The sequence below is a fragment of the Ohtaekwangia koreensis genome (assembly GCF_900167975.1).
Lineage (GTDB): Bacteria > Bacteroidota > Bacteroidia > Cytophagales > Cyclobacteriaceae > Ohtaekwangia > Ohtaekwangia koreensis.
Genome location: NZ_FUZU01000001.1, coordinates 2419321 through 2442609, shown reverse-complemented (window position 1 = coordinate 2442609; position 23289 = coordinate 2419321). Strand labels below are relative to the sequence as shown.

The 23289-nt window shown below is 43.3% G+C and carries 23 protein-coding genes; 2 read left to right on the top strand and 21 right to left on the bottom strand.

Annotated elements, in window-relative coordinates; translation table 11 throughout:
• Nucleotides 1–4: 4 nt before the first annotated feature.
• The 11 genes from B5Y40_RS09870 to B5Y40_RS09820 form a co-directional block, all read right to left on the bottom strand.
• Nucleotides 5–508, bottom strand: coding sequence for a YfiR family protein (locus tag B5Y40_RS09870; protein WP_159453646.1), 504 nt, complete (start codon nucleotides 506–508; stop codon nucleotides 5–7).
• A 513-nt stretch (nucleotides 509–1021) separates the two neighbouring features.
• Entirely contained in the window at nucleotides 1022–2239 is a 1218-nt protein-coding gene (locus tag B5Y40_RS09865; protein WP_079686505.1) for a PepSY-associated TM helix domain-containing protein, read from the bottom strand.
• Between the two features lie 2 nt (nucleotides 2240–2241).
• The gene (locus tag B5Y40_RS09860) at nucleotides 2242–4686 is read right to left on the bottom strand and encodes a TonB-dependent receptor (RefSeq protein WP_079686504.1); all 2445 of its coding nucleotides are present in this window, start codon (nucleotides 4684–4686) and stop codon (nucleotides 2242–2244) included.
• Between the two features lie 208 nt (nucleotides 4687–4894).
• Nucleotides 4895–5275 carry a DUF6686 family protein gene (locus B5Y40_RS09855; protein WP_079686503.1) on the bottom strand — a complete coding sequence of 127 codons (381 nt, stop codon included), beginning with the start codon at nucleotides 5273–5275 and terminating at the stop codon, nucleotides 4895–4897.
• 84 nt (nucleotides 5276–5359) lie between these two features.
• Entirely contained in the window at nucleotides 5360–5983 is a 624-nt protein-coding gene (locus B5Y40_RS09850; protein ID WP_079686502.1) for an HmuY family protein, read from the bottom strand.
• 35 nt (nucleotides 5984–6018) lie between these two features.
• Nucleotides 6019–8172 (bottom strand): TonB-dependent receptor plug domain-containing protein, encoded by a 2154-nt coding sequence (locus tag B5Y40_RS09845; protein ID WP_245840507.1) that lies wholly within the window; start codon nucleotides 8170–8172, stop codon nucleotides 6019–6021.
• 1 nt (nucleotide 8173) lies between these two features.
• Nucleotides 8174–9250 carry a hemin-degrading factor gene (locus B5Y40_RS09840; RefSeq protein ID WP_079686501.1) on the bottom strand — a complete coding sequence of 359 codons (1077 nt, stop codon included), beginning with the start codon at nucleotides 9248–9250 and terminating at the stop codon, nucleotides 8174–8176.
• A gap of 53 nt (nucleotides 9251–9303) precedes the next feature.
• Nucleotides 9304–10104 carry a heme ABC transporter ATP-binding protein gene (locus tag B5Y40_RS09835; protein WP_079686500.1) on the bottom strand — a complete coding sequence of 267 codons (801 nt, stop codon included), beginning with the start codon at nucleotides 10102–10104 and terminating at the stop codon, nucleotides 9304–9306.
• Nucleotides 10104–11171 (bottom strand): FecCD family ABC transporter permease, encoded by a 1068-nt coding sequence (locus B5Y40_RS09830; protein ID WP_079686499.1) that lies wholly within the window; start codon nucleotides 11169–11171, stop codon nucleotides 10104–10106. Before B5Y40_RS09830 ends, B5Y40_RS09835 begins: the two co-directional genes overlap by 1 nt.
• A 6-nt stretch (nucleotides 11172–11177) precedes the next feature.
• Nucleotides 11178–12023 (bottom strand): heme/hemin ABC transporter substrate-binding protein, encoded by an 846-nt coding sequence (locus B5Y40_RS09825; RefSeq protein ID WP_079686498.1) that lies wholly within the window; start codon nucleotides 12021–12023, stop codon nucleotides 11178–11180.
• A 397-nt stretch (nucleotides 12024–12420) separates the two neighbouring features.
• Nucleotides 12421–13074, bottom strand: coding sequence for a LuxR C-terminal-related transcriptional regulator (locus B5Y40_RS09820; RefSeq protein WP_079686497.1), 654 nt, complete (start codon nucleotides 13072–13074; stop codon nucleotides 12421–12423).
• 277 nt (nucleotides 13075–13351) lie between these two features.
• Between B5Y40_RS09820 and B5Y40_RS09815 the strand changes: the two genes are divergently transcribed.
• Nucleotides 13352–13906 carry a ferritin gene (locus B5Y40_RS09815; RefSeq protein ID WP_079687144.1) on the top strand — a complete coding sequence of 185 codons (555 nt, stop codon included), beginning with the start codon at nucleotides 13352–13354 and terminating at the stop codon, nucleotides 13904–13906.
• Nucleotides 13907–14045: 139 nt separating this feature from the next.
• Here B5Y40_RS09815 and B5Y40_RS09810 read toward each other — a convergent pair whose 3' ends face one another.
• The 8 genes from B5Y40_RS09810 to B5Y40_RS09775 all read right to left on the bottom strand — a co-directional run bounded on the left by B5Y40_RS09810 (nucleotide 14046) and on the right by B5Y40_RS09775 (nucleotide 21675).
• Nucleotides 14046–15635, bottom strand: coding sequence for a class I SAM-dependent methyltransferase (locus tag B5Y40_RS09810; RefSeq protein ID WP_079686496.1), 1590 nt, complete (start codon nucleotides 15633–15635; stop codon nucleotides 14046–14048).
• Nucleotides 15632–16606: an ADP-ribosylglycohydrolase family protein gene (locus tag B5Y40_RS09805; RefSeq protein WP_079686495.1), complete on the bottom strand. Its 975-nt coding sequence runs from the start codon at nucleotides 16604–16606 to the stop codon at nucleotides 15632–15634. Before B5Y40_RS09805 ends, B5Y40_RS09810 begins: the two co-directional genes overlap by 4 nt.
• Nucleotides 16596–17030 (bottom strand): hypothetical protein, encoded by a 435-nt coding sequence (locus B5Y40_RS09800; RefSeq protein WP_079686494.1) that lies wholly within the window; start codon nucleotides 17028–17030, stop codon nucleotides 16596–16598. Before B5Y40_RS09800 ends, B5Y40_RS09805 begins: the two co-directional genes overlap by 11 nt.
• A complete protein-coding gene (locus B5Y40_RS09795; protein ID WP_079686493.1) occupies nucleotides 17027–17950 on the bottom strand; it encodes a ribose-phosphate diphosphokinase in 924 nt (307 codons plus the stop codon). The genes B5Y40_RS09800 and B5Y40_RS09795 overlap by 4 nt, the downstream gene beginning before the upstream one ends.
• Before the next feature lie 26 nt (nucleotides 17951–17976).
• Nucleotides 17977–19413, bottom strand: a complete 1437-nt coding sequence (locus B5Y40_RS09790) for a nicotinate phosphoribosyltransferase (protein WP_079686492.1) — start codon at nucleotides 19411–19413, stop codon at nucleotides 17977–17979.
• A 60-nt stretch (nucleotides 19414–19473) separates the two neighbouring features.
• On the bottom strand, nucleotides 19474–20370 hold the full coding sequence (locus B5Y40_RS09785) for an NUDIX domain-containing protein (protein WP_079686491.1): 897 nt from the start codon (nucleotides 20368–20370) through the stop codon (nucleotides 19474–19476).
• Between the two features lie 212 nt (nucleotides 20371–20582).
• The gene (locus tag B5Y40_RS09780) at nucleotides 20583–21266 is read right to left on the bottom strand and encodes an NUDIX domain-containing protein (protein ID WP_079686490.1); all 684 of its coding nucleotides are present in this window, start codon (nucleotides 21264–21266) and stop codon (nucleotides 20583–20585) included.
• A 61-nt stretch (nucleotides 21267–21327) separates the two neighbouring features.
• Complete coding sequence (locus tag B5Y40_RS09775; RefSeq protein ID WP_079686489.1) at nucleotides 21328–21675, bottom strand: DUF6958 family protein; 348 nt, start codon at nucleotides 21673–21675, stop codon at nucleotides 21328–21330.
• Between the two features lie 195 nt (nucleotides 21676–21870).
• On the opposite strand from B5Y40_RS09775, the gene B5Y40_RS09770 reads away from it, so the two are divergent.
• Nucleotides 21871–22125 (top strand): hypothetical protein, encoded by a 255-nt coding sequence (locus B5Y40_RS09770; RefSeq protein WP_079686488.1) that lies wholly within the window; start codon nucleotides 21871–21873, stop codon nucleotides 22123–22125.
• 16 nt (nucleotides 22126–22141) lie between these two features.
• Here the strand turns inward: B5Y40_RS09770 and B5Y40_RS09765 are convergent, their stop codons facing one another.
• Nucleotides 22142–22345, bottom strand: coding sequence for a hypothetical protein (locus B5Y40_RS09765; protein ID WP_079686487.1), 204 nt, complete (start codon nucleotides 22343–22345; stop codon nucleotides 22142–22144).
• 5 nt (nucleotides 22346–22350) lie between these two features.
• Nucleotides 22351–23286 (bottom strand): energy transducer TonB, encoded by a 936-nt coding sequence (locus B5Y40_RS09760; RefSeq protein ID WP_079686486.1) that lies wholly within the window; start codon nucleotides 23284–23286, stop codon nucleotides 22351–22353.
• Nucleotides 23287–23289 lie beyond the last annotated feature (3 nt).

The window sequence follows — 23289 nt, the reverse complement described above, 5'->3', positions numbered from 1 at the left end:
GGTATTAGATCATGATTGCCAGACGCGACAATTCATTGCTTATTCTTAGATTTTTCTTGGCAATAGCGGCCTGATTTAATTCGAAGGCTAATTTACCATCTTTCACGATAAAATTGATATTACTTCCCTTAAGCCCAAGTCCAGGTTCTTCTGTAACGACCAATATAGATTGAGCACTAACTTTGGTGAGGACGTTGTCGATTTGAGAAGACTTATTCGAGGGAACGTATAAAATATTACATTTTCGAATTTCATTAAGGCCATTGATCTTTGTGACCTTGATGGTACGATCACCATTTACTTTTTTGGACAGCGCCATGTTCTTTAGTTCATCAACGATTGGCGAATCACCCAGTACAAGGATTTCAAAGTCTCCTTGATTATAAGCATCTGGCCATTGTATATAGCGCGTAAAGCTATAAATAAAGACTGATTGAAATTTATGGGTCTGGGAATATCCAGTTATCTGAATCAGTAGGAAAAGCAAAATGACTAAAGATCTCTTCATGCTTCGGTAATTATACTGCTTCTTTGATAAGCATGCAAAAATATGCCCGTCCATAGTATAAAATGTTTAAATTTTAGCGTTTTCTAGTACATCAGGCAGTTCTGCAAGAAGTCAGCCAGTTTTGTAAACACTCAAAATCTAACAATACCTTACTCCACGCATTGAAGTGATCCGAACATTGTCCAATCGTTGTCTTCTAAATCAAAAAGTCAATGGCATTCCGTTTGTCACCGTGATTAGAAACGGTCTTGCGAAATATCAAAAAGTGCTTCTTTGGATCGTTTGCTTGGTGATCTATCAAAAAATTCTGCTGGTCAGATGCTGAATCGCATTGCCCAAAAAGAGACGGAATTGTTTTAAAAAGTTGCATTTTGGGAACAGCAACAGAGCAATAATCACTTCGCGCTGAAGCGACTCATCACTCAAATGGATAAGAATTCTTAAATGAAATTAACAAGAGAGATGCCGATCATACATCTTCACCTCTCACACGAAGACTGGCAGGATTGCGATCTATACCTTCGCCTCCGACTTTGCTCTTGCCGGAGTAATGACCGGGCGCGCAAATGACTGAACTGTTTTTGCTGTGTTGACTGTCGTAGCCTCTTCTTCCTCCAGTTCATTTGCTTTTTTCTTTCTCCTTCCCCACCATATATAGCAGCCCGTTATGGGCAGACTAGCGCAGATCAGACTTGCAAAGAACATGAGGGTCTTTCCCGATAAACCGATAATGGCCCCCACGTGAATGTCATAATTCATCCGCGTAAGTTTATCCGCTGCAGTCGCTTCTGCCAATCTTCCGTAAACATGATCTACAGAAAGCTCTTTCAATGAATACTGATCGAAGTATCTGTAGTCTGTTTTCCAATACGTAGTCTCATCTGTATTGATGGTAATTACCAGGGACGATGCTTTGGTCTCCGGAACGTGTACTTCCATAACCTCTGCGTTTGGATGCTCTGCCCTCATTCTGATCCAGATCTGATCTATAACCGGCATGCCGGCCTGTACCCTATGCGTTGTATCGGAAGCAGGTTCCACATACACCAGCGACTTCTCTCCTCCCGTCAAAGTATATACTCCTTTGGCGAACCACTGGAACCCCCACACTAAACCGGTTACGGCAAGAATTATGGCAATCCAGCTTGCATAAAAACCTAATACATTGTGCAGGTCGTAATTCTTCCTTCTCCAACGAGCACTCCACTTGATACTAAAGCGTTGCTTTGCTGCGGCCTTGTTGCGTGGCCACCAGAGTATAATTCCGGAGATGAGCATGACAACAAAGATAAGTGTAGCAGAAGCTACAACGGGCTGACCAATATTCTCTGGCAGCCAGAGATAAAAATGCCCCATGAGCACGAAGCGGAAGAAGCCTGCATTTTCATCACTTACTTTTAACACTTCGCCTGTATAAGGATTCAGGTATACAAAGTAATAGTACTGAGGGTCTATGTTAAAAAAGATAACTTGTGCTGCTCTACCCGGTTTGGCATAGAGCACTGCATGGATCTTCTTTCCTGGTAATTCTTTTTCGGCAATGGCCTTCAATGTTGAAGGTGGCAACGATGGTTTATCCTGAACTTCAACATAACGATACGGCTGTGTAGCATCCTGGATTTCAGCCTGGAAAGCATATATACACCCGGTGATCGCTATTATAAAAACCACTAGCCCGGACGTTAGTCCGAGCCAGAGGTGAAGTTTGCCAAAAACTTTCTTAAAAGTCATACTTAAAATCTATAGGTTATACTTCCGGTAACACTTCTTAATTTTTGCGGGTTTACAGTCGAATAACCGATCCAGTAGTGCTCGTCTGTCAGGTTATCTACTTTCAATCCAACTCTGTATTTACTATGATCGTAATATAGAGAAGCGTTCAATACAGTATAGGCAGGCAAAGTAAACACTCCTATACTCTTACTGTTAATGACTTTGTTATCGCTGGCATAATTTCCGCCAAAGCCAAAGCCAAGTCCTTTAATGGCTCCGGTTTGAAAGCTATAGCTCGCCCAGAAATTAGCAGCGTAAGGAGAGCTCGCGGTGCTTGGTCTGAGACCGGCAACATCTTCTTCAGATTTTTTCATTTCTGAATCATTATAAGCGAAACCTGCTATAATATTCAACCCTTGAATGGGGCTGGCAACAACTTCCGCTTCTATACCTTTACTTACCTGCGTTCCATCCTGAATTGAAAAACCAGGGTTTTGAGCATCCGACCGTATAAGATCTTGCACCTGGATGTCATAATAACTGATTGTACCGCTTAGCTTTCCTCCCATGGCATCCAACTTAATACCACCTTCCAACTGGTTTGCCTGCTCAGGCTTAAATGATTTACCACCAACCGATGTTCCGCTCTTATTCGTAAATCCATTCTGATAATTAGCGAACAAAGATACTCTATCTTTTACAGGTTGGAATACAACACCTAATTTAGGTGCCAATGCAGTTTGGCTATATGCCGTTCCTTCAAATATACTTCCGGTAGTTTCATCGAAGGTTCCTTTATTATCGAAATGATCGATGCGCAACGCTGCCAACACGATGAGGTTATCGGTAATGTTCAACACATCGGAAACATACGCGCTATAGGTATAGGTTTTGAAAATTGAAGGGTATACAAAGCTCGCACCGCCATTTATATAGATGGCATCCATATTGGTGCGGTTAAAATTCCGGTAGTTAGGAATCGGCTCCGTTACGTTTACAGTATCCAGTGTACCACCGGAGAAGAATTGATCTGAGTTTTTATAGAAGAAATCAAGCCCCCCCACAAAACGGTTCCTCATATTACCGATGGAAAACTCACCGATGAAATTCTGTTGGAATTCGAAGACGCGATCGGTGCTGTTGTCTGTAAATTGATCATTGCGCGATATATAGTCAGCGCCTATATCATTTGGATTGCCCGTAACAGAAGCGTTCGAGAGCAGATAGAAATAAGGCGAAGGACCATCGGAGTAGCTGCTTGTTGAAGTAAAGTTTGTTTGTGATTGCCAGGTATCCGAGATCTTATAGTTCATTTGTCCGAAGAAGTTAATGTTCCTGGAAGTCTGGTATAGATCTTCATTTGCATACGAGCGTTTATAGTCGACACTGAGTTCATCAGCACGGTCTACACCCATGGATGCGATGGTCTGTCCCCATGGAAAAAAGTATACAGACAATCCTGTATTCTGACCCGTAAAAAATTCAGCATCAAAGTTGAAGGACAACTTTTCGTCTACTCTATAGGACAAACTTGGAGCAAAAGCAAAAGTCTTCGCGAATCCATTGTCCTGGAAACTTCCATTATAATTATAGGCAGTGTTTATCCGGAGAAGTACATTCTTCTCTTCATCCAATGGCGTATTGAAATCTGCGCTTACGCGATTGAATCCAAAGCTGCCGGTAGCATACGTTACCTCTCCACCCATTCCTAAGTAAGGCTTCTTCGTAACACGGTTAATCAACCCACCATAGGAAGTCAACGCATTTCCAAACAGCGTAGCGGAAGGTCCTTTTATTACTTCAATTTTCTCCAGGTTAACAGCATCTATTTTGCTGGATACATTTCCTGCTATACCATTTCGCAACTGACTTTGTACAATAAAGCCACGCAAGTTATAGTAACTTCCTCCATCACCACTTCTTCCTGTAGCATCCCACATCTTTGTTAATCCGGGAGCATTCTTCATGGCATCATCAACAGAGAAAGCCAACTGATCGGCTAATAGTTCTTTTGAGATCGTAGTATATACCTGTGGATTTTCCAGGTTCTTCAATGGCATTTTAGAAACGTAATCACTTTCATTACGGGTAAATTTATTAATACGTTCGCCATGCACTTCAACCGCGTCAAGTTCCTGTGAGGTTTCGTTCAGCACAAATTGAGCAGTTGTATTCTGTCCTGCAGTAACTTCAACACTTTGCTCCTTGGGATCAAAACCGATGAAGCTTACTTGTAATATATAGGAGCCTGGAGTAACTCTTTTTATTTCAAATTTTCCGTTGGTATCGGTGTTGGTAGCTTTATTTGTTCCTACGATTATGACGTTTACAAATTCAGCAGGCTTACCATCTGCCGTAGTAATTGTTCCGCTGATTGATCCGTGCTGCTGCGCCTGAGCCAACAGCGATATACCGATCAACAGCATCGATAAGGTTGCTTTAAAATTTAAGTACTGAGCGTTCATTGATTATTTAGAATCATTTTAAATGGACTCAAAAGTAAAACCAGTGTCTGTCCGGTCGCAATCGCTTTGACCGGTGAATTATCACTACCCTATACAGGGTATATAGCATCACTTATAAAGGGCAGTTATCGATTGAAATAATCTCAAAATGTATTTTTACAATACCTAAAAACCAGGCATTAAAATATCCGACAGAGAAGAGCGAAAACTAATTCATGCTGTTACCATTCATATCACAGGAAGAATCCGATGCATCTTTATTACAATTCACCAGCCTTCTGGCTTCCAGCACGATTTGGATCTCAGCAAAAAGATCAGCCAGTTCATCAATCTCTTCATCACTATACACCAGAAAAAGGTTGCTGTGTGGACTAGAGAATATCCGGTTGCGACCATGTGGCAGCGGCTGATAATTTTCAAGGGACTGCCGGTTAGAGATTACCCAATCGAAAAAACGGAGCATAGCTTCTTCATCGAAAACAAGCAACACGTTTTTATAGCCTATATTATATTCGTGGCAACACAGGCAACGGCTCACATAACCGTTTAATGATTCTGTGATTATTTCAAGGTTTGATCTTTGGTGCATATGTATAGTCGTTGAGAGGATCTTGTTAACAAATTCTTCTGTATATATACCTGTTCGTAACCTGGCCGTTGCCCGATATACTGCTTACTTCGTTGTCTCGAAGTTGGTGGTGCCGTCAGGCTGATAAATAAAATTAAACGTATAGTAACGTGATGCCGGACGTGTGTTCAGGTCCGCAAAAGTAGAGGTTGTCGTATCCGGATTACCTTTATAGTAACTGATGATCTCCATCTTCACATACTTTCCGTCAGCTGTTTTCAATACCAGAACTTTGCCGGCTATAGGAAGTATAGCATGGTTGGGAACAGCCGTTGTACCGGTATAGGTATACCAGCCGCCACTACCTGTAATAGCTTTGCTTTCAGAGTCAGAAGCATATCCTGTTGCAGGGGCTTCCAGCAGCTCATCAAAAATTCCAGAAACAATTTGTCCCGATGCAAGGCCTGGACCACTGGTTCCACCGTTGAGTATAATCGTTGTACCCCGGAACCCAATGTCCCATTTGGTAGATATACTGTCTGTGTTGGCTACCACAGCATTGTCTTCAAAACTGAACAACGTAAATTTACTTGAGCTCACAGCATCCAGGTCAACGGTCGCAGTAGCCTCAAGCTTCGTTACTTCATTTTCATCATCATCGTCACAGCTTGTTATCAACACAAAAGCAAAAAAAAGTAATGCTACATTCAGATTAAATACGTACTTCATTTTTATTTATAGTTTATAGTTTAAGATAGTTCTGATTATTTTTTGGAGTCTCCTTTTCCCGACAACGTGACTGCAATGCTTGCCCAGAGGAGACGCCCGGGAAGCGATGGTATATATTGACGATCGGTATAATTGAACAGGTTATCACAGCCTGCCTGTGCCTTGAAGACCTTGAGAAATGTTTTACCTACGGATACGTTGTAAACAACATAGCCTTCTACATATTCACTGTCATCATCGAGTATTACGTTGTTGTTTGTATCGGCAAACCCATACCGGCCGCGATACATAGCACGGACACTCGCAGTCCAGCCGGTTTCCACATCTTCATAAAATATTTTTGCATTGAGCATGTGCCGCGACCGGTTGAACAATCCGCCATAGTCACTTTCCCGCACGCGCCTGGTTACATTTGTTTGAGGATCACGGGCATAAACCTCTCCTGCTTTCAACTGATCAATAACTTGTTTGTCTTTTGCAATCAGGAGTTGATAGCCCAGTGAAAAATTTATCTTGTTAGAAAGATTATAGGTGGCTTCGGCTTCTATACCTTGCGTATAGACCTTAGCGACATTATAGTAACTATATACATATTGCTGATTTACCTTTCGTGCTACAGGCTTTGTATCGATCAGATCCTTTACATCATTCCGGAATACATTTACAGTGAGGAAAGATCGCTTGAAAGGCTGCAGCTTTATACCTGCATTATAGGCGCGCGATGTTTCTGCTTTAATTTCTCCAAACGTTGATGGATCAACCAAAACCTCTTCGATCTGTCCCTCGGCTTGTAACCGGGTTATACCGGCTGCCAATTCGCGGGAACCCAACACCGTATAGCCCACCGTTGCATTCGTAAAGTTGAGGTATAGCTGTCGGAAATCCGGTGCTTTGAAACCTACACCAAACGATCCGCGTATAGCAAGCCAGGAATTCACATCGTACTGCGCAGAAAGCTTGGGGCTGAACTGAGAACCATACGCACTGTGGTCATCATACCTGCCACCCAATAACAGATTAAGCTTAGACATGGGCTGCCACTCATATTGAGCGTAGACATAATTTGTCTGATACTTCATCTTATCATCGTACCGCGTTGCTTCAACACTCTCCCATATTCTTCCGAAGCCCAGCGTGAGTATATTTTTCGCATTCAGAAAATACTCGGTCTGGATTTCAGGACGGGTAAATGTTTGATCAAAATAGGTTTCATCATATATAGCGCCATCGCCCTGGTATTTCTGGATTGAGGTGGTGCTATATTTTGATCCATACAACCGGAATGTTGTCTTTAACTTTTCGGAGAAAGTATAGGAGACCACCGGATTAACATTCCAGTCATCAACATTACCGCTGCCATTTAATAGCACCGGTTCCGTTGTACCAATGTCGGTGATGCTCTTTTGCTCTTCTGTAAAATACCTTCCCGACAAGGAAAACTTTAATCGATTCGTAAAATCGTAGGTGACCTTGGACTGAAATGTATAGTTTGTAAACGGGCTCACCGTGCTGCCTTCTGTATCCGGTGAGAGATCGTATCCCTTCGTGCTATACCGGTCGGCAAAAGCATATGCTCCCAATTTATTCTTCTGGTAATTCAGCGTTGCTGAAAAGTCAGATGTCTCATTCGTACCATAGCGTGAGGTGATCGTTCCATTCACACCATTTGGTCTTTCGGTAATGATATTGATCACTCCTGCCAAGGCTTCCGATCCGTATAGGCTTGAACTTGGCCCCTTCATAATTTCAACCTGCTTGATGTTAGCAACTGCAATTCGATTCAGTTCAAGCGTACCAGCGGTGCGCCCGATGAGCGGTTCGCCATCCACAAGAATAAGCGTATACTCAGGCGAAAAGCCTTGCATTTGTATACCGCTTCCATGATCCGATACAATCGACAATCCGGTTTGCTCGCCCAGTACCTCATTGAGACGCAACGCCCCCATGCTGGCAATTTGTTTTTGCTGGATGATTGTAACCGGTACGGGCAGTTCTGCTAAAGCACGTTCACTGCGCGTAGCCGTTACTACAATTTCAGCAAGCTCTTTGATGGTGAGCGAATCCTGTGCATGAGCCCGAGTGCTCATGCATACCAGGATGCCCGCTGCTATGGCCATCGCTTTCATGCCCGACAGGAATGGCCTATAGCAGCGTACCAGTATATACCAAACTATATTCGTGGTTTTCATTTTAAAGTGCCCGCAGATTCTTCACTACTTCTCTCCACTCCTCTCTTTCAGGAATGCCGGGCTTGCGCAAGCCAAAGAATTGCGCGATCATATTTTTCTCCCGATCAAAAAGCTCTACAGAAGTCACCAGCCCTTCCGTTGTAGGCTTCTGCACGACCCACGCGCTATACACGAAGTCCATGCGCATGTGCATGTTGAAATCAGGGTCGAGTATATTTAGCCAATGTTCAGGGCCGGCATGACCGCGTTCCAATACACGAATGGTTCTTACTTTACCTTGATGGATTTGAAGATTGCCACGATTTCCGGCAAAGATCATGATCGGCAATTTTGTAGACGAAGCACTGTCCAGAATTTGCTTAGGTGTGATTTGCGCATCTACCTGGTATGTAAATTTTCCGCTGCCTAATTCCAGTGCATGATAGCGGTGTACTTTGTGCCTGCGCAACATGCCAAAGAAATCATGCGTGTCCTTCAGTTCACTCCACTCTTTAAGAAAGGCTTCACGATCTTGTGGACCGTTCAGTGGGTCTATCGTATAGGGCTCAACTTCGAGTTCAGCACTTTGATCCGGTGAACGGAATTCTTCAATGATGCTTCTATACGCTTCTTCGTCACTCTTCTCTTGTAAATATATCTTTGTTACAGCCTCACCGGATTTATCAAATACTTGTATACTTTTCAATATGCGGTCTGACTTCTCTTCCGTAACAGCAAAGGCAACGTGCCATGCATGAAAGAATACCCGTGTTTCAACCGGCCCTATAACAGTGGCCATGGCACGAGGTCCATCGCCAGTAACATTGACATCCTGGAAAGGTCCTTTATGTTCAAGTATACAGGCATCATTGCGTGTAAGCGACATCACTTTACCCAGTGTCTTAAAGCTCTTGAGTAATTCAGGCCATGGGCCTTGCAGTCGCACAACACCTTCGCCAGCCTTTGTCGCCAGAAGCTCTGCTTCACTTGCACCCAGGTCTTTCGCCGCTTCGCGAATTCGGATACCCGGCTTTGCCTGCTGAATGCCTCTCCAGGCTTCGCGTAAGGATGATGATTTACTTTCAGCTATAGTATTCATTTGTATGTGTATGTTTAGATGTATATATCAGGTAGATTTTAATAGCACTTGCTTTACTTGTTTATAGCCAGATGACTGGCCGTTCGTTCCGGGATTATATAGGGACAGTTGTTACACGGATCGAGGTATACATTGACCCGACAACAAAATGTTTCCTCAATGTTGGATTTGGTAAATACCTGCTGTGCATCTCCGGATGCTACTATATTTCCATTGCGCAAAAAGTATAGGTGATCCGCAAATTGAACGGCCTGATTCAAATCATGAATGATCGCCATCACACCAATGTTGCGTTCGCAGACTTTCTTCGCGAGACTAAAAATGAGTTGTTGCTGTGCGATGTCCAGACTGCTGGTTGGTTCATCGAGCAATATATAGCGGGGGTATACGGTTTCTTCCCATACCTGTGCCAGTACTCTCGCAAGCTGAACACGTTGCTGCTCACCTCCAGATAATGTAAGAAAGTTTCGTCCACGGAACGCACCGATGCCGGTGAGCTCCATTACTTCTTCGAGTATATCTGCATTTTCTTTTTTGGTGGAATGATGTCCGTGCCTTCCGAGCATAACAATCTGCTCAACCGAAAAAGTAAACTGTACCGTTGTGATTTGTGGCAATACTGCGCGAACCCATGAAAGTTCCCGGGGAGTAAAGGAACGTGCAGCCTTACCGTTGATGGTTACGTCACCCAGATAATGCGTGTGCTCCTGCGTCATCACTTTTAGTAATGTACTTTTACCTGCACCATTGGGTCCGACAATGGCGGTAAATGTACCAGGCTCTATATTCAGGTGTATATTCTGTAGAATGACTTTGTCACGAACACGAAAAGATATATTGCTGGCAGAGTACATCACAATTCGTTTTTACGTTTGGCATTCAACAATAAACCGATAAAGAAAGGCGCGCCAATGAGTGCCGTTACAACGCCTATAGGGAGTTCTGACGGTGTTACAATTGTGCGCGCGATAACATCTGCAAGCACCAACAGCAATGCACCACCGAGTATAGATGCCGGTAACACCAATTTATTGTCGGCATAAAATGAGACCCGAATGACGTGCGGCACAATCAATCCTATAAATCCGATCATGCCGGCAAGTGAAACGCTTACCCCTACCGATAGTGCAGCGAGAAATATCACGATCCGCTTGGTATGCTCTACATTTACACCTACGTGATAGGCTTCGGCCTCGCCCAACGCAAGGGCGTTGAGTGAGGATGAGAAGAACATCAATCCAAGAGAAGAAGAGATTAATAAAGGTGACGCAATCATAAGCTTGCTCCATGATGCGCCACCCAAATCACCCAAAGTCCAGAAAGTGAAAGTTCTTAATTGATTTTCATCTGCATAAAAAATCGAGAGCCCTATAATTGCTCCAGCCAGTGCGTTGATGGCAACGCCCGTCAGCACCAGCACCGCTATATTTGTACGACCTGACTGACTGCTTAATCGTAATACTATAAATGTTGCCAACAACCCTCCTGCAAAAGCAAGCATAGGCAGCATAGCATTATATATCCATCCTGTAATATCCATTACTGCCGGTCCGCCAAATACGATGAACAGCACGACAGCAGAAGCTGAACCTCCGGATACACCGATCAAACTCGGTTCGACTAATGGATTTCTGAATAATCCCTGAAGTGCAGCGCCACTGATCCCTAGCGATGCGCCAATCAGAATCGTCATGATAATACGCGGTATACGAATGGTCGACAACACAATTTCATACATGCCATCGACTTCTATACTTTTAAACAAACCGATCTTCTGCAGTATAATAACAGCAACATCTTTTACCGGTATAGAAACTGCACCGATGGTTAGCGAAAACAAAACCACAGCAAAGAGACTTAGCCCAAGTCCGGTCAAAATGAAAGTAGTCCGATAGTCGCGTATAGTCAAAGCGAGATTCATGACGAACTATTTTGCGCGAAGTTCAGGGTGAAGAAGCACAACCAATTCTTTCACAGCTTCGCCGAAACGAGGACCAAAGTTGGTAAGCTTGAGACTTTCAATGGCAATGATCTGTTTTTTCTTACCGGCAGTAGTCTGTGCTATACCGGGAACTTTCAGAGCACCGTCTATACCACCAATGCTTTCCAAACCTGTCGATAACATGAGCAGGTAATCTGGATTTGCCGTGATCAATGCTTCGGTATTCAAAGGCTTGTATCCTTCTATATCATTCACAGCAGAGGTCGCTCCCACATAGGCCAGTATATCTCCGAAGGTATTCTTGCCAGCCACACTTACCGTTGCTGTGCCACGATTATATATACTGATAACTTTCGGTGAAGAGGTTGTCTTCTTCAGCATGGCGTTTGCCTCTGCCAGTTCACTCTCGATCTTGGCGATCAGTTTTTTTCCTTCTGCTTCACGATTTAATGCTATAGCAATTTGTAGTATGAATTTTTTCGTCTCATTAACATTGAGCTTACGATCCACGATCACCAACTTAATGCCGCTGGCAGCCAGTTGTTGAAGCACAGCATCGTCTACATAATCCTTCTCTGCTATAATTAATGTAGGCTTCAGACTAATAATACCTTCTGCATTGATGCCGGTGCGATAGCCTATAGAAGGCAGTTGTTGAATACTGGCCGGGTAAAGACTGGTGCGATCCGATGCTATAATTTTGTCGCAATCTCCCAGGGCACATACAGTTTCAGTGAGAGCACTTCCTGCTGTGATGATCCGTTGTTGTGCATGCGCAGTACTATAGAAGAGTGTGATCGAAAATAGGATATACTTGGTGAATCGTTTCATCTGTTGTTTAGATTAATTCTAAACAAAAGTATACTGATCATGTACCTGACGTCAATCGCCTGCAATGGGCATTTTTTACATACCCGCATGAGACTATGCTGCAGTATAGTATAGATCGATAAGTGATACCTGATGGAGGGTATATAACTTGTGAGCTTCTAACTACTGACTGCTAGCTGTTTCGCGGGAGGTTGAGACGCTATATTTTGAATGAACCGGAGTTATCAACGCTGAGCTACTGGAAATTTGTGGTAGGTTGAAGGTATATGCTCCATGAATTTCTTACTCCAAAGAATGGTTGCAGAACTGTGAGTAGGTATATATATAGCTCTTACACCTATAGATTTGGCGATAAACTACTGATGAAAGACTACGCGTCTCAGGCTTGTTCTGCCCATTACTTTGGCTTTATCAAACCAAAGTCTATCGCGTAGATCACGAATTCCGTTGGGGATTTGATGTTGAGTTTTCGAATTATACTCTTGCGATGGGTTTGTACTGTGTGGGGGCTGAGATGGAGGTCGTCAGCTATAGTTTGTGTTGATTTGCCTTGCGCGATCAGGGTCAGTATTTCTGTCTCGCGGGTAGTGAGTATAGTTGCATCTGAGTTCTCCTGCTCGGGACTGAAATGCTTCTCCATAATTATATCGAGAATCTTATGGCAATAAAATTTTTCACCGCGTGATGTCGAGTGAATAGCCATGGCAATCTCTTCGAGGCTACATTCTTTTGTCAGGTACCCTTTTATACCGAGTTGCAACACATCGAGTATACTTCCCTTATTATTATCACCCGAGATAACCAGTATATGGGTAGAAGGCGATATATCTTTTACAACCCGAAGATCATCTTTACTAACATAGCCCATGAGGTTATAGTCTGCTATCAGAAGATCGGGCTGATGTTTTAAAAGTAAAGGGGCAAGCTGCTCACGTTCAGAAACTTCGCCAAGAATGTTTGTGTCCTCACGCGAAGATAAAAAGTGAGTGAGTCCTGCCAAGGTCAGGGGCTGGTTATCCGCTACTAAAATTCTAATCGGTGAGGTCATCATTCATCGTGTCCATCTCAATAAATAGCGGGGAAACGCATTTAATTATTTAGACTAATTCCAAACAAAAGTAAGCAGGAATGTTATAAGAGTCAAGGATGATTAAAAGTTACCCCCATTTAAAGGTATTTTTCTTCCCGCCAACCTGGCTACCTGACCAGTTTTAGATTAACCGGCTCAGGGGATAATAATGCCCTTTGAAGGGTATAATGACTCTACTATTCAAAGCATTCAACTTACTTTGCTAAGTTGCTTGCATTATAAAAGCACAACTATGAATATGAAAAAACAGTCGTATACTCCTGCCCGCTCTATAACAACAGAGATTGAGGCATTGTTGAACAAACAGATCGTGATGGAAGGAAAATCTTCTGCTGCTTATCTTTCCATGGCTTCATGGTGTGATACACAGGGATTTGAAATCTCAGCTGAATTTCTCTACAAGCATTCGGAAGAAGAACGCACCCATATGTTGAAGCTGTTCCGTTATGTTAATGCTGCCGGTGGACATGCTCTTCAACCTGAGATCTCCGGTATCAAACATTCTTTCAACAGCTTGCGCGAAGTTTTTGAATCAGTATTGCATCATGAAATTGAGGTGACTAAATCTATTAATGATATCGTTGATCAGTGTTTGCAGATCAAGGATTTTGCAACGTTCAACTTCTTACAGTGGTATGTGAATGAACAACGTGAAGAAGAAACGCTCGCCCGCAGAGCCGTTGAAATCTTTGACATCATTGGTGAAGAAGGCGTTGGTTTGTGGATGATCGACCAGGAAGTTGGTAAACTTGAGTCGTATGCTGCCCGTGTATCTGGCAAAATAGGCAGCTGAGTAAATCAGTAATCGTATCGGTTATCTATGATTGGACTCACCCTAAATCCCTCTCCAAAGGAGAGGGATTTTTACTATACCAGCACTTACTTATTTATCCGTTAAGGGTATAGATCGAAACCGATAACGGTTTACAATCTCATTGCTTTTCAGCGATAACAATCATATTCGTTACCGGGTACGGAAGTCTTTTCAACGCACCACTCTCCTCTTCAAACAATTCTGCTTTACCAACCAGCCTGTTGTCTACAATCCATGCATTGGTATAGGCTTGTGATTCGGGGCGTACTATAAATCCTGCTTTTTCAAGTTCACCTTTCCATTCTTCAATGCTCCAGAATGTGAAGGTTTCATGCATTTCACTTTCCCAGTTGTCGGTATAGTCTTTACGACTCATAAACTCGCAGGCATCGCTTAATGAAAGCTCAACGAGTTCTTTGCCTTCAAGTTCACGCATCCTATATTCCAGTGTATATCCTTCGTGCTTTCGAAAATCTTTTGCAAAGCGGAGAAATCGTCCATAGGTAGAAAGTCCGTTTAGATGATGTGCAAGTTCTTCGCGGGTAGAAAACGTTTTGTCAACATCCGAATGTATACCATCGTTTTTAGCAAGGTGCATCAGCACACGGGTATATTTGTTTTCCGGACCAACGACATCACGGTTTATCCAGACGCCTCCATGCGTTAGTTCCTCGAAACGGTTTTTAATAAACGCCAACAGGTCCTGACGACTCCCGTATGATTCAATCTCATGTGTGAGCGATGAGGTATGAATGGTGTTCATTGATTCTTTATCGAAGACCAGGCCCGTAACAGCATTGCGTTGTGAAAAGAACACGAATGGGTTTTTAAATTCTCCATTGTGTTTACGCTGCTGACAGATATCAAAAAGATGACGCGCTACTTCTATACCATAGAAATCGGATTCTCGAAGACGCTCATCCCGGCAGGCAAGTTTTATCCATGAACCCACGGCACAGCCTATATCTCCTATCCTTCCGGGACGAATATAGGACGCGGTCTCAGTATATTTCAGTTCGGCAATGGTATCCATCTGTCGTACGTACGTGTTGTAATCGCGCGTGCCTGTAATGTCGCCATCTTCGCTGATCATTCTATCTTTGAAAAGAAGCTGCACTTTGGAAGCGAGCTTGTATTTTTTCCAGACATCAAAAGAAGATGAATGCATATACTGATGAACTTCCAGGTTCGTCTCCCAACGATCATCGCCTGCTATAGTTTCGACTATATCCCACGGCAAACGCGTGCTATGTTTCCAGGTAGTACGATCCGTTAACTCAGCCGGAAGAATTGTGAAGCCAAGGGTTTTATACATCTCCAGTACGGGCGTAGAGCAAAGTACCAACGTATTGGCAGGTGTCAGGTCAAACATCCCTTCGCTTTCATGACGAATTCGTTTAATGGTATAGCTTGCAAAACTTCCCAGGTTGCCAACGTCATCAATTCCATATATATAGGCAGGTATATGGAACCGGTCTGCAAATTCCTGAATGGCCAGCGCCCGCAAGTAAAATGGCAAAGGGTTTCTCCGGGTATTGCTATGATTGGCTGATGTCACCGCAAAAACCAAGGCATCGATGACACCAGACGTTTGCACGATGTTACCATCAATGTCTTTTGTTGGTTCGCCTTTACTCAGGAGATCCGCTATATACTGAAATTGAAAATTTGTCAGGAGCTGATGCCGGCCGGGAAATAAAAGGATCATTCGCGAATAGTTTGTGCGAATATCTTCTTCTTGAGGCAATCTTGAAAAGAGTTTGAAAGATTAATAATATCGTGCTTGCGCGCGAGCAATTCGAACCAATGCATTGGAATGTTGCTCTTGCCATAATAAAGTCCTGCCAGTGCTCCGGTTACACACGCAGTGGTGTCCGTATCTTCGCCCAGGTTAACGGCTTTTAATACGGCATCTTTATAATTATCCGTATTCAACAAGCACCAGATGCTGGCCTCCAGTGTATGAATTATATACCCGCCAGAATATATAGCGTGTTCCGGCAATGCTTGTAGCGAACCATCCAGTATCCTGCTAAAAAGTCCTACTTCATGTATGTTGAAATCTCGTTTTCTGGCAAACTCACTAACGCGCATACGTGTCGATTCCAATGCTGCTTCTTTCTCTTGCCCTTTGAAGAGTTCCGCTATATATATTGAGAAAATAAAGCATCCGAAAACGGAACGGAAATGTGCGTGCGTGATGGAAGAAATCTCCTTTATATACTTGAATATATCTTCATCACTTCTGTCAAAGAAAAACAACGCTGCCGGGGCGATTTTCATTAAAGAGCCGTTGCCATTACTCCGCTCATCATTCTCTCCTGAATATAGGGGATCCTCTCCATCAAGAATTCTTCTTAAAGCACTTCGGGTTGCGTTGCCTACATCAAACACTTCACCATGTGCACTCCAATAACCTTGTTGTAACCACTGTGCTGATTTACGCGCTATATCTTTCAGGTCGTATCCGTCCAATAATGATTGCGCCAGACAAAATGCAAGCGCGCTATCGTCAGACCATGTGCCTGCGGGTTGCTCCCATACACCATACCCGATCATGTCGTTTACCGGACGAAGTCGCAACGATTCGCGACTCTTGAATTCAACAGGAACTCCCAACGCATCCCCTATCGCCAGTCCGGTGAAGCATCCCTGAATATTATCAATCTTAAACTTCATGTACAGCTTCATTTTTATGAAGGAGATTTTTTATAGCCGTCCAGTCGGTCTCCCCATCAAATCCTGCTTTGTCGTCCAGAAGCACATTGAAGTAAAACTTATCTTCGTAATATCCATAAGCACCACACGCTACTTCGGGGTTTTTATTGATATGATCGAAATGTATACCATGCTTGGCAAAGTATTCAATATACTGTTCAATCTCATGGGGATAAGAGCAGGTATATAGTATCCTGACGATGTCGGTACGTTTGCTCAGCATTTGCATTACCTCTTTGGCCAACGGATAAAATTCAGTAGATATAGCATTGGCCTGGTAATTTGGTTTCAGGATGGTTCCGTGAATATCAAAAGCCCAATAGGTTTTATCCCAATTCTTCTCCCGCACATTGCGAAAGCAATTCTCTATAGCGCGCGTTATCATATCTGACTCAAGCTCTTGTTATTAATTAAATTCTCCATCGCCTTGCCTAACAACTCTGCACAGCTAACGATCTCTATTTTCGGATGACTCAACTCTTCCACTACAGTATCGGATATATATAGCTTGTCGATTTTAGATTGCTCCAGGTTTGCAAGCGCAGAACCACTTAATATACCATGTGTACAGTATGCACAAACGGACTCTGCACCGTGCTCCATCAAAAGGTCTGCAGCTTTGCAAAGTGTTCCGGCCGTATCAACAAGATCATCAATGATAATTACGTTGCGTCCTTTCACATCACCGATAATCTCCATGTGTGCAACCTGGTTTGCTTTCAATCTCTCCTTGTTGATCACCACCATTTCACAATCAAGATGTTTCTTATATTGTTTGATGCGCTTGATGCCTCCAAAATCAGGACTGCATAAACACAGATGCTCGCGCTTGCAATCCCGGATATGATCGACAAACAATCTGAGCGAGGACATCGGATCGAGCGGCACTTTATAAAAACCTTCTATAGCATTCGTATGAAGATCCAGGGTTATGATCCTGTCAGCACCCATGAGCTGAATAATATCGGCTACCATGCGAGATGAGATCGACGTACGCTGACCATCCCTTCGCTCCTGCCGGCTATGCGGCAGGTATGGAATCACAAGCACCACCTCTTTAGCTGAAGAACGTCTGGCCGCATCTACTGTCATGAGCATCTCAAAAAAATTCTCATACGGCATATTTACTTTGCTGATCAGGAAAACAGTTTGTCCACGTACACTTTCGTTAAACCTGACAAACAATTCACCATCTGAAAATTTCTCGGTATGCACTGAATGTAACGGCAGCTGCAAGTACTTCGCTATTTTGGTTCCCAGCGTTACAGCCGTTGATGTTGCGTAAATTTTTATTGCGTTTTCCATACTCGGCAATGATAATCAATTTATTGTCAAGGGTTGTTCCTTTTACTTCCGCTTTCGCGGGATTGTTTTGCGCGTTCACGAATTTCTTCAAATGTATAATCTTTGGTTACGTTTCCGTTTTCAAAAACCGTTTGCAGTAAATCAGGAGCCGAAGATTCTTCCTGCCGAATCGTTTTATAGATGCCGCCTTCCTGCACAAGTTTGAGTTTACCGGCTTTCGATGTTTTGAAAGATTTCACCATCTCACCTGCTTCGTTCATCTCCACCGGGGCCTTGCGTACCTGCACTTGCTCGCCATTCAGTTCTGCGTATGAACACTTCAATGCAAACTTCTGCGTGTCGCGATTTACTTTTTGGAGTAGTGCACCGCCCATACCCAGCACGAGGTTTTCGGCAGATATACCTTTCCCCTTCAGACTTTCGTAGATGGCAGGTATAGATTCATGATCTATACCATCGCCTTGTATAACACGTACCTGTGGTGGCAATACGCGATACCCTTTGGAGTTTACGGTGAATCCGAATTTATCAAAGAGAATATCATATACCTTGAGCAATGTTCTCACCGGGTCTCCGGAGTCGGGCCGAATTACCAACGTACCCTTGCGCTTAAGAATTTCTTCCCGGAATTCACCTCCCCACAACGTTCCTACCGCGTCAAATATATTGTAGGAATCAGACACACATGAAAGTATACCTTCAGGATATGCTTTCAGGACATGATCGAAAATCTTTCGCTCTCCGGCTTGTCCCAACAGCGTCATGATCGAGTGCTCGGTTGCCGGCACCGACATGCCATATACCTTTTGTGCGCGGTAGTATTTTTTCAGGAACCTGGATGCTTCTACGGTATCACTTCCCATAAAATTCAGAAGGTGTGCCGATCCGCCCAGGGCTGCGCTTTCTACGGAGCTCACGCCTCTGAATCCAAAGTCGTTCAAGACAAAATCTATTCCACCTGCATTGTCGGATGTCATTTCGAAATACCGCTCTACGGTTTTCCTGATTTCGTGTGACAATGTTGCCACCGTACTGGGATACCAAACCTGCATTAGCAATGTTTCAAGAAAGTTGGTAAGCCAAAAACAATTGGGGTCTGTGTTCTCGATTGTCATCAACGCGTTGTGTACCGGTACCTCCGTGCCTTCGGCAACCGCTTTGATCTTTACCGGAAGTCTGCCATCGTACTTCTTGAGTATATATTCGAAGTTTGCGCGATTAAAAACTTCACTCCTTCCAAATACACCCTGCATCAATTCTTCCGCTTCATCAATATCTTCTTTCGTAAAGGCCTGCCCTTGCAGATATTCCTTCAGATAATATTGCAAGCCATAAAACACCGTGCTATCAAACAAGCCTCCACGACTTTCCAGGTAAGAATATATCTTCGTTGTTCCTGGATAGTACAACTTATAGTGGGAGTATTTATAGGCATCGGCGAGTAAGAGTAAGTTCGTTTTCATAATACTATTGTTAAAATTATATGTTCAATTAAGATGTTAAGCTTGCCTTTTGCTTTAGGCTTAACCCTTATACTTTTTCAAAAGAACGCTCAGGTGGCGAATATGTTCGGGAGCAATAGTTTGGGCATCTATCATGCCTAGCACCGTGTCCAAGGTAAACCATTTTACTTCCGCTATATCATCGCTACCTTGAGGGAAACCTGAAATATAGTCTGTGGAGAAAAGCGTGGTAATGATCTTATCCGTTTCATTTTTATACCGCCAGTCGGCTACCCGAAAAGATCCCTCGTATTCCATGGGTGTCGTTACAATGTCCCCACATTCCTCGCGTAGCTCGCGTGCAGCAGCAGCTTCAAAGCTGTCATCTGTAGGATCTGAAAATCCTCCGAGCAATCTCCATTTGTTATCGATGTCTTTTCTGCCGAGGAGTATTTCTGTTCTTTCATTCTGAAATACCGCGATATCAACGGTGGGATATACCTTCGGGTACGTGTTGGCGTAGGCGTAAATTATACCGGTTCGGAATTCTTCAGAGTCCATGACTCTGTCGCTGATCTGTTCACGTATAGTAGTGGCGCTATGACTTCCGTTTTCAGGAAGCTCAAACGTTTCATTGCTTCCTGAGTAATAGCTTTTAAAACTATCACGGCTTCCATAGAGTACGAAGCGTGATCCCGGGAATGTATCTGCTAAGAGTATATCCAGGTTTTGTGACCATTTTTTATCCAACGGATGGTCTGATAACGGAAGCACTACTATATCTGTATATTCTTTCTTGATCATCCGTTCACGGGTGTGAAAATTCAATGGGTTCCTTTTACTTCCCCGCACGGGCGACACTCCCAAAACGACTACTACTGTATTGTGTTTTTGCTTCACCGATTCAATAATACTTTTGTGTCCTTCATGTAAGTAAGGGGATTGAAATCGGGCAATGATGACTCCTATTTTGTTCATACTATATATTGTTATGATAATTCTGCTCTATTGAAAGCTTGGTTGATTCAGGCTACATGAATTCGGTAACTATTCTATACCCTGATTGTGTTCTGTTTTTTTATTTTTTAATTCTGCATTTGTGTATTATATACGCAAATATAAATCCGAGGGTTTCAAGTCACACAGTTAATTTGCGTATTTTTTACAATAAACAAGTAATCACTTGATTATCAGAAGAAAATATCGAAGTTATACCCCTTCTCTTTCAGTTCGAAATACTTCTTCTTATTGAATTGAAATAAGCGCGCTGGTCTGCCGGATTTCTTTTGTATAACCTCATCCAGCTCTTCCAGGAAACCATAGCTTATGATTTTCTTCTTGAAATTTCTACGATCAATCTCCTGGTCGAGCAGGATCTGGTATAATTTTTCGAGGTCGGAGAACGGGAATTTTTTATCGAGCAGTTCAAAGCCTATAGGTTCATAGGCTATTTTTCCGCGAAGCCTTTTTATCGCGGTGTCGAGAATGACTTTATGATCGAATGCAAGCCGGGGAAGTTTCTTGATGCTGAACCACGCTACATCTTCAGCATCGGTCTGCGCTGACAATTGATAATCTGCAGGACGAACCAAACCGAAATAAGCTATTGAGATAACACGATTACGCGGATCACGTTCAGGCTTGCCAAAAGAGTATAGTTGTTCGAGGTAATTCACATCGATACCTGCCTCCTCTTGCAACTCCCTCCTGACAGCCTCTTCCAAAGACTCGTCATCTTTTACCAAGCCACCCGGTAGTGCCCAAAATTTTTGAAAGGGTTCAAACTTTCGTTTGATCAGCAGGATAGATATACCTTCATCAGGATCGTATCCAAAAACGACAGCATCAACAGATACTTTGATGGATTGCTTCATGTAGCCTAAAGTGAAGCAATTTTATGAATTCAAACAAGACTTATAATTATATCGGGTATAACTACTCGGATGACCAATCTGCGAGCAGCTTTTGTTGCTGCAATTGCTTTTGCCCCTGACGGGTTAGCTTTAGCAAAAAGAGTCGCTTCTTATAGGCCGGTGTAATGGTGCGGATATAGCCACGCGCTTCAAGGTCCAGTTTCACCTGGAGCACATACCAACTCAGATCGCTATCGATGGAGTCTGTAAAATCCTCAAGAACTTTCTCCAGCAACCGGTTCAATGTAAAGGGCTCCTCGGTATCTAGAGCCGACAGTACATATGTCGATAACATTTTATAATGTGCCTCCGTCATTGCCACGCCCTTTTTGCCATCGGGGCGAAGGGTCTCTATCATCTCACTTCTCATACTTTTCTGACAGGTAGTAAAGTTATGACGTTACAACGTACGTTTTAACCTTCTTGTCTGCGTTTCAGTCAAAAAAACGATACCGGTGGTTATCTTTTCGACTAAAAAGGAAAAATAATCGATAAAACCTGCTAACTCCGATACGCAGCCAACGGTTGCGGTATACTACGAAAGCATTTACTAATATTGTCGTGTATGAATTATTACAAGCTTGAGAACCGAACGATGGACCTTGAGTTTCTCAATAACGTTTCCGTGTCATGCCGTGTGGTTATGCGTGAAAAAGAAAATATTGAGGCTGGCCAGGAATTGATCGTGATGCTCTCTACCGGGGCAAAGTATAAAGGAAAGATTATACAAGTTGATCTTATACCGATGGGTAACTATACGATTGGAGAAATTGCACATTGTGCGGCAGGCGCGATGATGCTATACTATATATACAGATAGATTTTTATCGAAGCTGTTAAAGCCCAAGCTCTTCGCGATCTAACCCGGCATCATCAGCGCTCGAACGAAGGATAGAAAGCATTTCAGTATAGGCCAGTAATTTTGCTTCGATGTGTGTGAGTTCTTCAGGGTCAGCAAAGCTTCTCCGTTCTTTCAACTCGCGTATGTTTGCATGGATTGTAATGAGTACATCCTGTATGAATGTAACATACTGGTTCATAGTGATTATTTGGAGCGCACCATAAAGGTAATTTTACCTTTGGAGAGTGTTGGTACGTTTGAACCTGTTCGGGTGAACGTTAATTTCTCAACGGTACGCCTGCACGCCTGTGCCGCTTCCGCGCTGAGGGTGTTTTCTACAACTGTAATCTTTTCAAGTTCACCATCGGAGTTCACAACGATCTCGAATACAATTTTTCCGGATTCATTATTTGGAACTTGTGGGCGAGGTACTTCATCCCACTCCCATCCTGCCAATGCAAGACTGGAACCGGTACCATTGCCTCCGCCACCACCTTGTTTACCGTACAAAGCTTTTGCATCGAGGGAGCCTTCAGGACTTCCCTTATCTCCTACCTTACCTTTATCATCTCCGTGATTGCCTGCTTCTCCGGCTTTGCCCTCAGAGGTTTTGTTCGAGGACTCGCCCTTTTGTGCATTCGGATTATATACTGCTTTCGGGTCTTCTTTTTTAGGTTGAACTTCCTTGGGAACCTCTTTCGGTTTCTCAACTACTTTCGGAGTTGTCTCCACCGGCTTTGTTTCAACAGGCTTTACTTCTTCCTTTTTTTCTTTAATCTCAACCTTCTTGTCTTCTTTCTTTTTTTCGATTACGGGAGCATCTTCCTCATCTGTGGTGAGCATCTTCTCCTCTACCGGAGGTGTTGTTTCCTGTGGCGGTGGTGGAGATGTCTCTTGGGGCTCACTCTTCTCAGGTTCTTCCTCTTGTGTACCACCGGAGCCAACAGGTTTATCAGGCTGTACGTCACCGCTTCCTTCATCATCCATTCCAAAATTCAGTTCAACACCAAATTCTCCGGGTGGTGGATTCATCGGGCGCCAGGCCACAATAAAAAACATAAGCAGGAAAGCAGCAGCGTATATCCCTACGGTTGTAGCGAAGGCTATTTGCTTGTTCTTACTTTCCTGCTTCTCTGTCATATA

Bases quoted from the DNA above. Each gene is read 5' to 3' on its own strand.
- B5Y40_RS09785 (WP_079686491.1), bottom strand. From the start codon at position 20,370: ATGAACAAAATAGGAGTCATCATTGCCCGATTTCAATCCCCTTACTTA.
- B5Y40_RS09860 (WP_079686504.1), bottom strand. From the start codon at position 4,686: ATGAACGCTCAGTACTTAAATTTTAAAGCAACCTTATCGATGCTGTTG.
- B5Y40_RS09760 (WP_079686486.1), bottom strand. From the start codon at position 23,286: ATGACAGAGAAGCAGGAAAGTAAGAACAAGCAAATAGCCTTCGCTACA.
- B5Y40_RS09790 (WP_079686492.1), bottom strand. From the start codon at position 19,413: ATGAAAACGAACTTACTCTTACTCGCCGATGCCTATAAATACTCCCAC.
- B5Y40_RS09840 (WP_079686501.1), bottom strand. From the start codon at position 9,250: ATGAATACTATAGCTGAAAGTAAATCATCATCCTTACGCGAAGCCTGG.
- B5Y40_RS09805 (WP_079686495.1), bottom strand. From the start codon at position 16,606: ATGAAGTTTAAGATTGATAATATTCAGGGATGCTTCACCGGACTGGCG.
- B5Y40_RS09850 (WP_079686502.1), bottom strand. From the start codon at position 5,983: ATGAAGTACGTATTTAATCTGAATGTAGCATTACTTTTTTTTGCTTTT.
- B5Y40_RS09765 (WP_079686487.1), bottom strand. From the start codon at position 22,345: ATGAACCAGTATGTTACATTCATACAGGATGTACTCATTACAATCCAT.
- B5Y40_RS09780 (WP_079686490.1), bottom strand. From the start codon at position 21,266: ATGAAGCAATCCATCAAAGTATCTGTTGATGCTGTCGTTTTTGGATAC.
- B5Y40_RS09815 (WP_079687144.1), top strand. From the start codon at position 13,352: ATGAAAAAACAGTCGTATACTCCTGCCCGCTCTATAACAACAGAGATT.
- B5Y40_RS09770 (WP_079686488.1), top strand. From the start codon at position 21,871: ATGAATTATTACAAGCTTGAGAACCGAACGATGGACCTTGAGTTTCTC.
- B5Y40_RS09775 (WP_079686489.1), bottom strand. From the start codon at position 21,675: ATGAGAAGTGAGATGATAGAGACCCTTCGCCCCGATGGCAAAAAGGGC.
- B5Y40_RS09795 (WP_079686493.1), bottom strand. From the start codon at position 17,950: ATGGAAAACGCAATAAAAATTTACGCAACATCAACGGCTGTAACGCTG.
- B5Y40_RS09830 (WP_079686499.1), bottom strand. From the start codon at position 11,171: ATGAATCTCGCTTTGACTATACGCGACTATCGGACTACTTTCATTTTG.
- B5Y40_RS09835 (WP_079686500.1), bottom strand. From the start codon at position 10,104: ATGTACTCTGCCAGCAATATATCTTTTCGTGTTCGTGACAAAGTCATT.
- B5Y40_RS09845 (WP_245840507.1), bottom strand. From the start codon at position 8,172: ATGAAAACCACGAATATAGTTTGGTATATACTGGTACGCTGCTATAGG.
- B5Y40_RS09870 (WP_159453646.1), bottom strand. From the start codon at position 508: ATGAAGAGATCTTTAGTCATTTTGCTTTTCCTACTGATTCAGATAACT.
- B5Y40_RS09855 (WP_079686503.1), bottom strand. From the start codon at position 5,275: ATGCACCAAAGATCAAACCTTGAAATAATCACAGAATCATTAAACGGT.
- B5Y40_RS09865 (WP_079686505.1), bottom strand. From the start codon at position 2,239: ATGACTTTTAAGAAAGTTTTTGGCAAACTTCACCTCTGGCTCGGACTA.
- B5Y40_RS09825 (WP_079686498.1), bottom strand. From the start codon at position 12,023: ATGAAACGATTCACCAAGTATATCCTATTTTCGATCACACTCTTCTAT.
- B5Y40_RS09800 (WP_079686494.1), bottom strand. From the start codon at position 17,030: ATGATAACGCGCGCTATAGAGAATTGCTTTCGCAATGTGCGGGAGAAG.
- B5Y40_RS09820 (WP_079686497.1), bottom strand. From the start codon at position 13,074: ATGATGACCTCACCGATTAGAATTTTAGTAGCGGATAACCAGCCCCTG.
- B5Y40_RS09810 (WP_079686496.1), bottom strand. From the start codon at position 15,635: ATGATCCTTTTATTTCCCGGCCGGCATCAGCTCCTGACAAATTTTCAA.